This window comes from Arthrobacter sp. UCD-GKA (genome assembly GCF_001863355.1).
GTDB lineage: Bacteria > Actinomycetota > Actinomycetes > Actinomycetales > Micrococcaceae > Paeniglutamicibacter.
On sequence record NZ_MOLR01000008.1, the window covers coordinates 284,109 to 296,945 of the forward strand.

15 protein-coding genes are annotated in these 12,837 nt (G+C 67.1%); 8 read left to right on the forward strand and 7 right to left on the reverse strand.

Annotated features, from left to right (window positions below; genetic code table 11):
- Positions 1-207: 207 nt before the first annotated feature.
- From pyrH to BLJ79_RS15390, 4 genes are all read left to right on the forward strand, one after another.
- Positions 208-951 (forward strand): UMP kinase, encoded by a 744-nt coding sequence (pyrH, locus tag BLJ79_RS15375; protein WP_071215617.1) that lies wholly within the window; start codon positions 208-210, stop codon positions 949-951.
- A 99-nt stretch (positions 952-1,050) separates the two neighbouring features.
- The gene (gene frr, locus BLJ79_RS15380; protein WP_071215618.1) at positions 1,051-1,608 is read left to right on the forward strand and encodes a ribosome recycling factor; all 558 of its coding nucleotides are present in this window, start codon (positions 1,051-1,053) and stop codon (positions 1,606-1,608) included.
- Positions 1,608-2,540 carry a phosphatidate cytidylyltransferase gene (locus tag BLJ79_RS15385; protein WP_071215619.1) on the forward strand — a complete coding sequence of 311 codons (933 nt, stop codon included), beginning with the start codon at positions 1,608-1,610 and terminating at the stop codon, positions 2,538-2,540. The genes frr and BLJ79_RS15385 overlap by 1 nt, the downstream gene beginning before the upstream one ends.
- Positions 2,541-2,669: 129 nt before the next feature.
- A complete protein-coding gene (locus BLJ79_RS15390; RefSeq protein WP_071215620.1) occupies positions 2,670-3,254 on the forward strand; it encodes a DivIVA domain-containing protein in 585 nt (194 codons plus the stop codon).
- Between the two features lie 127 nt (positions 3,255-3,381).
- On the opposite strand, the gene BLJ79_RS15395 is transcribed toward BLJ79_RS15390, so the two are convergent.
- The 3 genes from BLJ79_RS15395 to BLJ79_RS15405 form a co-directional block, all read right to left on the reverse strand.
- Entirely contained in the window at positions 3,382-4,863 is a 1,482-nt protein-coding gene (locus BLJ79_RS15395; protein ID WP_071215757.1) for a sodium/solute symporter, read from the reverse strand.
- Positions 4,863-5,219, reverse strand: coding sequence for a hypothetical protein (locus BLJ79_RS15400; RefSeq protein WP_071215621.1), 357 nt, complete (start codon positions 5,217-5,219; stop codon positions 4,863-4,865). Before BLJ79_RS15400 ends, BLJ79_RS15395 begins: the two co-directional genes overlap by 1 nt.
- Positions 5,220-5,284: 65 nt before the next feature.
- Positions 5,285-6,001 (reverse strand): LytR/AlgR family response regulator transcription factor, encoded by a 717-nt coding sequence (locus BLJ79_RS15405; RefSeq protein ID WP_071215622.1) that lies wholly within the window; start codon positions 5,999-6,001, stop codon positions 5,285-5,287.
- Between the two features lie 167 nt (positions 6,002-6,168).
- Between BLJ79_RS15405 and BLJ79_RS15410 the strand changes: the two genes are divergently transcribed.
- Both BLJ79_RS15410 and BLJ79_RS15415 read left to right on the forward strand, forming a co-directional pair.
- On the forward strand, positions 6,169-6,390 hold the full coding sequence (locus BLJ79_RS15410; protein WP_217641922.1) for a hypothetical protein: 222 nt from the start codon (positions 6,169-6,171) through the stop codon (positions 6,388-6,390).
- Entirely contained in the window at positions 6,387-6,749 is a 363-nt protein-coding gene (locus BLJ79_RS15415) for a YlcI/YnfO family protein (RefSeq protein WP_071215624.1), read from the forward strand. Before BLJ79_RS15410 ends, BLJ79_RS15415 begins: the two co-directional genes overlap by 4 nt.
- 192 nt (positions 6,750-6,941) lie before the next feature.
- Here the strand turns inward: BLJ79_RS15415 and BLJ79_RS22505 are convergent, their stop codons facing one another.
- Together BLJ79_RS22505 and BLJ79_RS15420 are read right to left on the reverse strand one after the other, a co-directional pair.
- Complete coding sequence (locus BLJ79_RS22505) at positions 6,942-7,136, reverse strand: antitoxin VbhA family protein (RefSeq protein ID WP_502686103.1); 195 nt, start codon at positions 7,134-7,136, stop codon at positions 6,942-6,944.
- A 207-nt stretch (positions 7,137-7,343) separates the two neighbouring features.
- A complete protein-coding gene (locus BLJ79_RS15420) occupies positions 7,344-8,540 on the reverse strand; it encodes a sensor histidine kinase (RefSeq protein WP_071215625.1) in 1,197 nt (398 codons plus the stop codon).
- A 287-nt stretch (positions 8,541-8,827) separates the two neighbouring features.
- Between BLJ79_RS15420 and BLJ79_RS15425 the strand changes: the two genes are divergently transcribed.
- Both BLJ79_RS15425 and BLJ79_RS15430 read left to right on the forward strand, forming a co-directional pair.
- Positions 8,828-9,127: a DUF485 domain-containing protein gene (locus tag BLJ79_RS15425; protein ID WP_286135462.1), complete on the forward strand. Its 300-nt coding sequence runs from the start codon at positions 8,828-8,830 to the stop codon at positions 9,125-9,127.
- A 3-nt stretch (positions 9,128-9,130) separates the two neighbouring features.
- Entirely contained in the window at positions 9,131-10,759 is a 1,629-nt protein-coding gene (locus BLJ79_RS15430; protein ID WP_071215627.1) for a monocarboxylic acid transporter, read from the forward strand.
- Positions 10,760-10,963: 204 nt separating this feature from the next.
- On the opposite strand, the gene BLJ79_RS15435 is transcribed toward BLJ79_RS15430, so the two are convergent.
- Positions 10,964-11,959, reverse strand: coding sequence for a GNAT family N-acetyltransferase (locus BLJ79_RS15435; RefSeq protein ID WP_071215628.1), 996 nt, complete (start codon positions 11,957-11,959; stop codon positions 10,964-10,966).
- A 283-nt stretch (positions 11,960-12,242) separates the two neighbouring features.
- Positions 12,243-12,770 (reverse strand): Lrp/AsnC family transcriptional regulator, encoded by a 528-nt coding sequence (locus tag BLJ79_RS15440; protein ID WP_071215629.1) that lies wholly within the window; start codon positions 12,768-12,770, stop codon positions 12,243-12,245.
- Between the last annotated feature and the right edge of the window lie 67 nt (positions 12,771-12,837).

Below are 12,837 nucleotides of genomic sequence, written 5' to 3' on the forward strand. Positions count from 1 at the left end.
GTAGCTCCAACAGCAGGTAAATTGGTTCCCGGGCCATAGGCCCCGATGACCGATTGCTTCACACCAAGGTAAAGGGGGTGGCCACTTCACGGTGGCCGCCCCTTTTTCCTGCCAGCACCCAGGCCCCGCGCACGCGCGCGGCGGCCGCCCCCCAACAGCAACGACGTGGGCCGGCACCGACCCGCATGCAGGAGGAATCACACCCCCATGGACGCAACCCCTGAACCGATTGAACACACCCACGCCCCGCGTCGCCGCCGGGTCCTGCTGAAGCTTTCCGGAGAGGTCTTCGGCGGCGGCAAGCTGGGCGTCGACCCCGTCACGGTGCGCGGAGTGGCCGAGCAGATCGCTGCCACCGTGGGCAAGGTCGAGGTCGCCATCGTCGTCGGCGGCGGCAACTTCTTCCGCGGCGCCGAACTCTCGGCCTCCGGCATGGACCGCTCCCGCGCGGACTACATGGGCATGCTCGGCACCGTGATGAACTGCCTGGCCCTGCAGGACTTCCTGGAACAGGCCGGGGTCGACACCCGCGTGCAGTCCGCGATCTCCATGGCCCAGGTCGCCGAGACCTACATCCCGCGCCGCGCCATCCGCCACATGGAAAAGGACCGCGTGGTCATCTTCGGCGCCGGCGCCGGCCTGCCGTACTTCTCCACCGACACCGTGGCCGCCCAGCGCGCCCTCGAGGTCGACGCGGACGTGGTGCTGATGGCCAAGAGCGGCGTCGACGGCGTCTACACCGCGGACCCGAAGAAGGACCCCACGGCCACCAAGCTCGAGCACCTCACCTACGACGAGGCCCTCATCAAGGACATCCGCGTGATGGACCAGACCGCGATGACCATGTGCAAGGACAACAAGCTGGAGATGATGGTCTTCGGCATGGAGGGCGACGGAAACGTCACCCGCGCGATCCTTGGCGAAAAGATCGGCACCCGCGTCACCATCTAGGTGCCCCGTGCCACGGCCCTGCGTGGCATAGGATTGTTCACAAGCCCAGAAACTACCGGTCACCGTACGCATACCTGGCCGAACTCAAAGGAGTAGAACGTGATTGAGGATATCCTCGTCGAGGCAGCCGAGAAGATGGACAGCACCATCGAGAACGCGAAGGAAGACTTCTCCGCGATCCGCACGGGCCGCGCCCACCCGGGAATGTACGCCAAGGTGATGGTTGACTACTACGGCACCCCGACCCCGCTGCAGCAGCTGGCATCCTTCGCGATCCCGGACGCACGCACCATCTTGATCAGCCCCTACGACGTCTCCGCCCTGCGCGAGATCGAAAAGGCTCTGGGCGACTCCGAGGTCGGGGCCAACCCGTCCAACGACGGCAAGACCATCCGCGTGATCATGCCGGTGCTGACCCAGGAACGCCGCAAGGAATACGTCAAGGTCGTCCGCGGCAAGGGCGAGGACGCCAAGGTCGCGCTGCGCAACGTGCGCCGCCGCGCCAAGGACGGCATCGACAAGCTGGTCAAGGACGGCGAGGTCGGCGAGGACGACGGCGCACGCGCCGAGAAGGAACTCGACGCCCTGACCAAGTCCCACACCGACGGCATCGACGATTTGCTCAAGCGCAAGGAAACCGAGCTGCTGGAAGTCTAATGTCCAACCCCACCGAGCCGAGCGAGGGAGCCGCAGGGTCCCTTCCGGAGCCGTCGCCGGATTCCGGCGGGCTTGAACCAAAGACGCGGCGAAGCAGCAAGGCCACCGCCAAGAAGGCCTCGCGGGCCGGCCGGGACCTCCCGGCGGCCATCGTCGTGGGCCTGCTGCTGCTGGCCGTGGTGCTCACCGGGCTGTTCTGGCTGCCGTTGGCATTCGTCGCCACGGTGGCGGTCTTCGGGGTCGTGGGCTGCTGGGAGGTGTCCCGTGCGCTGAACAGCACCGGCATCGACACCCCGCTGGTTCCGCTGGCCGTCGGCGGGATCGCCATGCCGTTCTCCGCCTACTACGGGGGGCTGGAGGCCCTGGGCATGGCGTTCACCGCCAGTGCGCTGTTGGTGTTCCTCTGGCGGATCATCGAGGGCCCGGCCAAGTCGGTGGCCTCGATCACCGGCAGCCTGTTCGTGCTCTCCTGGGTTCCGCTGATGCTGTCCTTCGCGGTGTTGCTGCTCAACGAACCGCGCGGGCACCTGCTGGTGACCACGATGCTGCTGCTGGTGGTCTCCAACGACACCTTCGGCTACCTGGTGGGCGTGCTCTTCGGCAAGCACCCGATGGCGCCGAAGATCAGCCCGAAGAAGTCCTGGGAGGGCTTCGCCGGCTCGGTCGCCGGTGCCACGGTCGTGGGCGTTGCCGCAGCGGTGTTCCTGCTGGATCTTCCCTGGTGGGTCGGGATCCCGCTGGCCGTGGCCACGGTTGCCGCGTCCACGGCGGGGGACCTGGCCGAATCCATGGTCAAGCGCGAACTGGGCATCAAGGACATGAGCAGCATCCTGCCCGGGCACGGAGGGGTCATGGACCGGCTCGATTCGGTGGTCTTCGCGATCCCCGTGACGTATATCCTCACCATTTTGCTGATCCCCGGCGCGCTTTAGTCCCGTGGCCGCCCGCGCCTCCCTAAGATGGATGTGCAGGCAGGTGCAGCCCCGTCCGGGGCCGCGCGTCACCCGCAGCACCACAGTGCCGGTTCACCGGTACGCATTACCGAGATCAAGGAAAGAATTGTGAGTCAGGAAAAGGCACAGCCGGTCCCCGCCCCTTTTGAGCGCGTGGGGGAGAAGGAATTCGGTTACAACACCAAACAGGTGGATGTGTTCCTCGCCCGCGCCCGCGCCACGTTCAACGGCGACGGGGACGACGATTCGATTGTCACCAGCCACATGGTGCGCCGCACCGTCTTCCCGGCCCAGCGCGGCGGCTACAGCGCCCGCGAGGTCGACGGCGCCTTGGACCGCCTGGAGGACGTCTTTGCCCAGCGTGAACGCGACGCCCTGATCCAGACCAACGGCGAGGAAGCCTGGCTGCAGCAGGTCGGGCGGCTCTCGGCGATCCTGCGCGGGCGGCTGCACCGCTCCCCGGGCGAGCGTTTCCGCCGCCCCTCGCGCGCCAACGCGTCGAGCTACAACGTCCAGGACGTGGACAAGCTCTGCAGCCAGCTCATCGACTACTTCGAAAAAGACGTCCCGATGAGCGTGGATGCGGTGCGCCGCGCCGAATTCCGCCGGGCCGAGGGCGAGCACGGTTACGAGGAATCGCAGGTCGACGCGTTCCTGGACCGCGTTGTGGAGCTGATGGCTTCGATCGACTGATCCCTGGGGGGATCGCCGACACAGGTAAAGACGAACAAGAATGCGGCCGGTTGCCGGGGGTTCCCCGGCAACCGGCCGCATTATTTGTGGCGGGGCTAGGACCGCGGAATCGTTCGGCGGCGGCGGCTCAGGGAAGCGGTTCGTCCAGCGCCTCGGGAACATGCAGCCGGGCCATGACCGCATCGATGCGCCCGGGCGCGCGGTGCCGGGTGAACAGGGACACCGTGATCATCACCAGGAAGGCCAGGGGCACGCACCAGGCGGCCGGCTGGGAGACCAGGGCGTGGAAGGAATCCGGCTCGTTGGGCAGCGCGGCCGCCAGCATCAGGGCCGACCCGCAGCCCAGGGCCCCGGCCACCATCCCGGAGATTGCCCCGGCCACGGTGAGGCCGCGCCACCAGATGCCCAGCAGCAGCAGCGGGCAGATGGTCGAGGCGGTGAACGCAAAGACCGAGCCGATGGCCCCGGCCAGCGCGAAGCTGGAAGTGCCCAGGGCCAGCAGCAGCGGGACCGCGGTGGCGATCAGCGTGGAGATCCTGAAACCGCGCACCGTGCCGCGGAACAGGTCCTGGGAGATGGTCCCGGCCAGCGAGACCACGAGGCCCGAGGAGGTGGAGAGGAACGCGGCGAACGCCCCGCCGATGATGATCGCGGTCAGCGCGTCCCCGGCCACCCCGCCCAGGATCCGACCGGGCAGCAGCAGCACCGTGGCGTCGGCGTTCCCGCTGGTGGACAGCTCCGGGGTGTAGGCCCGGCCCAGGATGCCCAGCACCGTGGGGAAGAGGTAGAACAGGGCCAGCAGGCCCAGCACGATCGCGGTGGTCTTGCGGGCCGAGGGCCCGTCGGGGTTGGTGTAGAAGCGCACCAGCACATGCGGCAGGCCCAGGGTGCCAAAGAGCAGGGCCACCAGCAGTGAGATGTTGTAGTACAGCCCCCGGTTGGCGGACGGGTCGGTGGCCGTATCGAAGATGGCCCCGTCGAGGGTTGCCGATTCCCCGTTCAGCCCCAGGTGCAGCAGCAGGAACACCGCCGGGATCGCCAGGGCGGCGAGCTTGAGCCAGTACTGGAAGGCCTGGACGAAGGTGATCGAGCGCATCCCGCCGGCCAGCACCGTGAGGCACACGATCCCCATGACCAGCAACGAGCCCAGCCAGCCCGGCAGCCCGGTGCTGATGCCCAGGGTCAGCGAGGCGCCGTGCAGCTGCGGGACGATGTATAGCCAGCAGATGACCACCACCAGGAAGCTGGTGAGCCGGCGCAGCTTCATCGAGCCGAAGCGGATCTGCGCGAAGTCTGGGATGGTGTAGGCGCGCGACCGGCGCAGCGGGGCGGCCACGAAGAGCAGCAGCATCAGGTACCCGGCGGTGTACCCGATGGGGAACCAGAGCCCGTCCTGCCCGGAGACCACGATCAGCCCGGCAATGCCCAGGAACGATGCGGCCGAGAGGTATTCCCCGCCGATGGCGCTCGCATTCCACCAGGGCTTGACGGTGCGCGAGGCCACGTAGAAGTCCCCGGTGGTCCGGGAGAGCCGCAGCCCGTTGACGGCGATGAGCACGGTGGCCACCGACACGAGCAGCACCGAGAGCAGGGCGACGGCGGGATTGATCATGGCTTGGCGATGCTCCGGTACTTGGCCTCGTTGCGTGCGGCGGCCTTGTTGTAGAGGAATGCCGAGATCAGGATCAGCGGGTAGACGCCCACGCCCAGGATCCACCAGGGCAGCGGGATGGTGGCCAGCCGGATGTTGTTGATTTCGGGCCAGGTGAACACCATCACGGCCAGGCCCACGAGCAGCAGCAGGAAGCCCAGGGCCACGGAGACCGCCAGGCGCAATTGCGAGCGGATCAGCGAATGGACGTAGAAGGTGTCGGCCGCATCGGGCGCCGAGCGGCGGGCGATGTTCAGCATGGTCCCGGCCGGGGCGCTGACCCGCACGCGGGTCCCGGTGGGCGGGGGCAACATCCCGTCCGGCGGCGCCGGGACCGGCCCGCCGGCGGGCGGGGGAGGGGTGCCGGGGTCCGGCCCGCTCACAGCGGCCGGACGCGGTTCGCGGCCAGGCGCTCGCGCAGGTAGGGCAGCGCGCGGCGGGAGACCGGAAGCTCGATCCCGCCGATGAGCACCGCGGCCTTGCCGGTGGCCAGCTTCACGGTGTCGATCTTGTCCATGGCCACCAGGTAGGAGCGGTGGATGCGGACGTACCCGGCCGAGGCCCATTGCTGTTCGAGGTCGTTGAGCGGGACCCGGATCAGGTAGCTGGCGTCCTTGGTGTGCAGCCGGGCGTAGTCGCCCTGGGCCTGCACGTAGCGGATCTCGTCGCGGCGGATCATCTTGGTGATCCCGCCCTGGTCCACGGTGACCACCTCGGGCTTGGCGGTGTCCTCCTCGACCAGCTCGCAGATCCGGCGGATCGATTCGGCCAGGCGCTCGGGGCGCACGGGCTTGAGCACGTAGTCCAGGGCGGCCAGCTCGAAGGCTTCCAGGGCCTGGTCCTCGTCGGCGGTGACGAAGACGACCGCCGGGGGACGGGTGAAGCGGGAGATGACCCGGGCGATGTCCAGGCCGGACAGGGCGGGCATGTGGATGTCCAGGAACAGCGCGTCGACCTCGAACTCCTCCAGGGCCTTCAGTGCCTCGGCCCCGGAGTTGGCGCGGTGGATGGTGCCCACCCTCGAGTCGAGCGACAGCAGATACGCCAGCTCCGCAACGGCAGGCAATTCGTCGTCGGCCACGACCACATTTATCATGCATGACATTTTACCCGGCCACGTGGGCAAAGTTCTCTGGTGGCGCGTTAATGCGGGCATCGGGAATAATGTCTTGCAATGCTGTCGAGTATTGTTCGACAATACTATGCATGGCCCTGAAGTGGACGCGGAGTGCGGCTAGGCACGGGGTCGCGCAAGAAGATGCCTTGCATGCGATCTTGAACCATCGATATCGCGTCGAGGATTTCGACGAGCCCCGAGCAGGATCGTTCGGACGCCCCGACTTATTCATCGGGCCGCCCCGGGATGGTTCCGTGCTGCTGGAGGTCAAGGCGGTCATTACTCCGCCGGACGATTTCGTGATCTTCCATGTCATGGAAGCGAGGGCCAAGATCTTGAGAATTGCCGAAAAGGGAGGCAAGCAATGAGTGCCAAAAAAATCCAAAAGGACCGGAATACCATGGCAGAACCGGCGGATTCGACTGATTATGAAGCTTTGGCATCATGGGCGGAGACGGCCGAAATTTCAGCCCATGCGCGCATCGCCAAGTCGACCGGACAGGGAGCCGGGATGGAGCTCTTGGCGGCGGCGATGGGATCGCCGGCAGCCGTGCGGCGTGCAGTTGGCAAACCCTCGATGAGCGAGAAAGGGGCCTCCCCTTCGCGTTCGGTGCGATTGCCTGCGGACATGGATGCGGAGCTTGTCGCGGTTGCACTGCGCGCCCACATCAAACCCAGTGAGGTTATTCGCAGGGCGCTTGGTGAGTATCTAGCCAAGGCCCCATGACCTGTAGGCAGTCACCTTGAAAGGCGCTTGTCGGGGAAATAAACGAGGCATGATGGGTCCGCATGTTTGCGGTTCGGCCCTGTGTTTCTTGGTGTCAGGATGCCCGACCTGGGGGAGCCGGGAAATCTTGGTACGTGTGCGACTTGGTTTCGCAGTGCGCCGGTCTGCGGATCAAGGTATGGGTAGGCGAATTCAGGTGAGGCCATGACGCGCCCTTGAGTGGGTCACGAGTTCGGCGGAATCAATCTGGCCGGCGACGTAATCGTTTGCATCTGCCAGGCCAGCAGGCGAGACATGCAGACCTTCCGCCTTGCCGCTGTGAATTGCCTTGACAACGTGGCGCTCACGCTCGGTATGCCCAAAGGCGGCGATCGAAGGCTTAGGCAAGGCCATCCTCCTCTAGTTGTTGCAATGGTTCCCGTCTGTCATCCGCACGGAGTCGTTAGTGGGGTTGGATTGGGGCAGAGCTTTCAATCGGGCGGGTCGGTCGGAATTTACGTGAACGATCGACGTGGCAACAAGCTGCGATGGGACCTTTCAGTGTGATCATGTGAGGCGGCAACGCTGCCCGAAAGTGATTCCCATGCGGGAGTTCTAGCCGACCGCGGCCGGTGCGGTGGGCTCCACGCCGGGACGGAACTTGGGGATGCGCATGGTGATCAGCGTCCCGGCGCCCGGTGCGGTGTCGATGACCAGCCCGTGGGCGTCCCCGTAGACCTGGCGCAGCCGCACGTCCACGTTGCGCAGCCCCACGTGGATCGACTCCGTGGTCCCGGCCAGCACGGAGGCGAGCGCCTTGGGGTCGATGCCGACCCCGTCGTCTTCCACGGTGATCAGCGCGTACTCCCCGGAATCGGAGGCGCTGATGGTGATGCGTCCGCCGCCTGGCTTGGATTCCAGCCCGTGGCGCACCGCGTTTTCCACCAGCGGCTGCAGGGACAGGAACGGGATGGCGGTGGAAAGCACCTCCGGGGCAATGGCCAGGGAGACCTTGATGCGTTCGCCGAAGCGCGCCTTTTCCAGCAGCAGGTACCTGTCGATGGCGGTGAGTTCCTCGGACAGCGTGGTGAAGTCCCCGTGCCGGCGGAAGGAGTAGCGGGTGAAATCGGCGAACTCCACCACCAGTTCCCGGGCCCGGGCCGGATCGGTGATGATGAACGAGGCGATGGCGTTCAGCGAGTTGTAGATGAAGTGCGGGGAGATCTGGGCGCGCAGCGCGCGGACCTCGGCCTCCATGAGCAGCGCGCGGGAGGCATCCAGCTCGGCCAAGCCCACCTGGGCCGCGACCCAGGCGGCGACCTCCGCCACCGCGCGCACGAACCCGGCCCCGGCCCGCGGGATGTACGCGCACACCGTGCCCACCGGGGTGTCCCCGACCATGATCGGTGCGCAGACCATGTCGAAGCCCTCGGAGCGCTTGACCTGGGTGCGGGTGGCAGACAATGCCGCGGCGGCAAGTTCCAGTGCTGCGGCGCTGCCGCGCTCCTCGGTGTCCGGAAGCGTGCCGTCCAGCGCGAGCACCGCGGAGGTGTCGGTGATGAGAAGCGCGCGGGCGGCCAGCAGCGCGCGCAGGTGCTTGGAGGCGGTGGCCGCGCCCTCCGGGGTCAATCCCTGGGCCAGGTGCGGGGCCGCAACCGAGACCCGGTGCAGCGTCTCGAAGGTGGCCTTTTCCGCATCCGTGCCCAGGTCGCGGGTGGAACGGGTGATCTTGAATCCCAGGTAGCCCACCAGGGCGGCACCGACCACGACGGTGGCGACAATCAGGGTCATCTGCAGTGCGGTGGAGAGCATGGGCACAAGCCTACGCGGGCAGGAAACGGGCATGCCGCTCGTCGCCGCGCGGCACCGCTTGGCGCATCCGGGCGACCGCTTGGCGGTAGTTCCAGCCAACCCCCTTCCCGGGCGGTGTCCGCATGGCACACAGTGATCTCAGTCACCATGCCAGGTGACGCGCCTCGCAGGCCGGGATGAGCCGGTTCACCAAGCAGAAGGCTCCGCGCCTGGCGCCTGGATCCCTTTGAGAAGGAGGAACCATGAGCACCACCGAAGAGTCTGACCTTGGAACCGGCATCGATTTCATGGCGGAACAGGACTCGAAAGAGTTCAGGGAGCTGCGCAAGACCCATCGCAGCTTCGTTTTCCCGATGGCCGTTATTTTCCTGTTGTGGTACTTCGCCTACGTGCTGTTGGCGGACTATGCACACGAATTCATGTCCATCAAGGTGTGGGGCAACGTCAATGTCGGCATCCTGCTGGGCCTGCTGCAGTTCGTCTCCACCTTTGGCATCACCGCCGCCTACGTGTCCTACAGCAACAAGAAGCTCGACCCGAAGGCCACGGCGATCCGCCAGCGCCTCGAAGCACAGGAAGGGGAGTAGGCCATGAACGTCCTTTCCTCAACGCTCCTCGCCGCTGCCGGCGAATCGACCAAGGTCGGCAACCCGTGGGTCAACATCGGGATCTTCGGCCTCTTCGTGGGCATCACCCTGGTGGTGGTGCTCAAGGCCTCGAGCAACAACAAGACCGCTGCGGACTACTACGCCGGCGGGCGTTCCTTCACCGGCACCCAGAACGGCACCGCGATCGCCGGTGACTACCTCTCGGCCGCATCGTTCCTGGGCATCGTCGGGGCCATCGCCATCAACGGCTACGACGGCTTCCTCTACTCCATCGGCTTCCTGGTCGCCTGGCTGGTGGCCCTGCTGCTGGTCGCCGAACTGCTGCGCAACACCGGCAAGTTCACCATGGCCGACGTGCTTTCCTTCCGCCTGAAGCAGCGCCCCGTGCGCATCGCCGCGGCGATCTCCACCCTCGCGGTCTGCGTCTTTTACCTGCTCGCGCAGATGGCCGGCGCCGGTGCACTGGTTTCCCTGCTGCTGGGCATCGACGGCAAGCTGGGACAGTCCCTGGTCATCGTCGTGGTCGGCGCGCTGATGATCGTGTACGTGCTGATCGGCGGCATGAAGGGCACCACCTGGGTGCAGATCATCAAGGCCTGCCTGCTGATCGCCGGCGCCTTCATCATGACCATCATGGTGTTGGCCGCCTACGGCTTCAACTTCTCCGCCCTGCTCGGTGCGGCGGTCGAGTCGGCCGGAACCCCTGACATCCTGAACCCGGGCCTGCAGTACGGCAAGTCCGAAACCTCGAAGATCGACTTCATCTCCCTGGCCCTGGCCCTGGTGCTCGGCACCGCCGGCCTGCCGCACGTGCTGATGCGCTTCTACACCGTTCCCACCGCCAAGGAGGCCCGCCGCTCGGTGGTCTGGGCGATCTGGCTCATCGGCGGCTTCTACCTCTTCACCCTGGTGCTGGGCTACGGTGCCGGTGCCATGATCGGTGCCGAGAAGATCAAGGCCGCCCCGGGCGGTGTGAACTCCGCGGCCCCGCTGCTGGCCTTCGAACTCGGCGGCCCGCTGCTGCTGGGCTTGATCTCCGCGGTCGCCTTCGCCACCATCCTCGCGGTGGTGGCCGGGCTGACCATCACCGCCGCGGCATCCTTCGCCCACGACGTGTACTCCTCGGTCATCGCCAAGGGCAAGAGCACCCCGGCGAAGGAAATGAAGGTGGCCCGCCGCACGGTGGTTGTCATCGGCATCTTCGCGATCGTCGGCGGCATCGGCGCCCAGGGGCAGAACGTCGCGTTCCTGGTGGCGCTGGCCTTCGCGGTCGCCGCCTCGGCCAACCTGCCCACCATCCTGTACTCGCTGTTCTGGAAGAAGTTCACCACCCAGGGCGCTGTCTGGTCCATGGTCGGCGGACTGGTCTCGGCCATCTTGCTGATCGTCTTCTCCCCGGTCATGTCGGGCCAGCCGACCTCCATGATCCCGGGTGCGGACTTCGCGCTCTTCCCGCTGGCCAACCCGGGCATCGTCTCGATCCCGCTGGCCTTCGCACTGGGCTGGCTCGGTTCGGTCCTGGACAAGAACACCGAGGACCCGATCAAGTCCGCGGAAATGGAAGTACGCTCGCTCACCGGTGTCGGCGCCGAAAAGGCCGTCGACCACTAGCAAGCAGGCATTCCCCCCTGGCGGGGGAGGGCAGCGTCCCRCCCCCCCCGCCGAACCGCACAGGCGGTGTCGTTTCCTCCCACCATGGGGAAACGGCACCGCCTGTGTCGTGCCCGGGAGGCTGCCCTTCCGGCCCCGGATCGACGGTCATGGAAGGGCCCTGGCCGGGGCCCATCGCCGTGCAGCCGCCAGGTGCGGAAGGATTCAGGCTACGTGGTTCCCCCGATCCAGCTGCAGCACGAAATCCGTCCGTGCCGAGGCGATGCGGAACCCCGCCTTCCGAAGCGTCCGCAAGATCGGTGGATTGGCCCTTGCCACGCTGGCTGTCACCAACGGAACTCCTGCCTGCGCGGTGGCCGCCAGCACGGCCGATGCCAGCCGGGCGCCCACCCCGGTACGCCTCGCTTCAGGCAGCACGGCCAGGTAACCGAGATTCCAGTCGGCGGGGTACGCCTGGATCGCGGCGATGCCGCTGATCCCTGACCGATCGCGGTGGGCCAACCACGGCACCATGACCTGCCTATCGGCCATCATGTCCCGGTAGGCAATGGCTGCCTGCTGCGCGCCTACCTCGGCGACTCGGGTCCGGTCGTAGTCGTCCAGGCTGTTGCCCATGGCGGCCGCCATGACGCGGACGACGTCCTCGTCCGTCGGGTCGATCTCGATGATCCGGCTTTCCCTTGGGTCCGCTCCCGGCCGGGCCGCGGGACCGGTCCCGCGGGCATCGACGGGGAGGGAGCGGCCTTCGGTGCCCGCCTCCAATTCGAGCCGATCGCTGTCCACCACCCACCCGAGTGACTGAAGTGCCGCGCGCTTGGCCTCCGGCGCAGGGTCCCGGCGGTCGATCACCGACACTTCGGCTCTCCGCAGGCCGGTCGCCCGGGCGGCATGGGCGAGGCCGTCGAGAAGGACGCGGTACAGTTCTTCGGCGTCGGTCCACCCCGGGCCGAACTGGAAGGCGTAGGCGACGGTGGTGCCGTCGGGATGGGTGAACAGGCCGGCCCGGCCCACGTCGACGCCGTCCTCGTCGCTGGCGACGACCAGGTGGCGGGCCTTGACCGAGCCGCGTTCGATGTTGTGCGTCAGCCGCTCCAGGTCCGCGCCGCGGTCGGGCGCGAGGGAGCTGAATCGTTCCGGTGATGCCGTACTGAAATGCAGGATGGAGGCTCCTCTGGGGGTCCCGGCCGTGGTGTCGAACATCTTGCCACGAGGGCGCCCGGTCGTCCATGCCTCCTCCTGGCTCCGTGCGCCCCATGGTCCCGGGGTGGAATCGGGAACGCCCCCCCGTCCGCATGGGGGAAGCGCAAGCTCGTTGCCCTCCCGGAACCGGTGGCGGAACCGCCGAACGCGGCATCGCCAGGGGGCGGCCTCGTGAATGCCGGCGGGCAAGAGCGTCCTGGCCTGCACGGCCGCCATTGGCGATTGCCGGCAAGCGCAAGGCACCGGGTCCGGGACGACCGAAATCCCCTGGAGCCGCCCCGGTTCAGCCGGCGGTCTCCGGGTCGGAGGCCGTGGACCGGGCCCTGGAACCGTTGCCCGGGCCGCTGGCCAGGCGCAGGTCCATCAGCGAGGTGGTGCGGTGCGGTATGAGTTCGGCCATCGACAGCGAGGTGTCCGCACGCTCGACCCCCTCGATGGCCAGGATCTGCCCGTTGACCCGGAAGAGTTCCTCGGCGCCGCCGGCGACCACGCGGGCGAGGATGTCCGCGGAGCCGGTCACCCCGTGCGCCTCGATGATCTCCGGGATTGCCTTGAGCTGCTCGACGATCTGGCCCAGCAGCCGCTGCTGGAGGTGGATGTGCACGAAGCTGACCAGCCCGAAGCCCAGGGCCGCCGGGTTCACGCGTTGTTCGAAGGGCAGCAGCGCACCGCTGGATTCCAGGCGGACCAGGCGCGCCTGCACCGTGTTGCGGCTCAGCCCCAGGTCGGTGGCCAGCGCCACGGCGCTGGCCTTGGGGCGTTGGCACAGTGCGGAGAGGATCCGCAGGTCTGTCGCGTCAAGTTGTTGCATAATGCGCAAGATTAGCACCGTCGAACCTCGACCGATAGTGCAAGTTGCGCAGTTTCTCAGCCAAGGA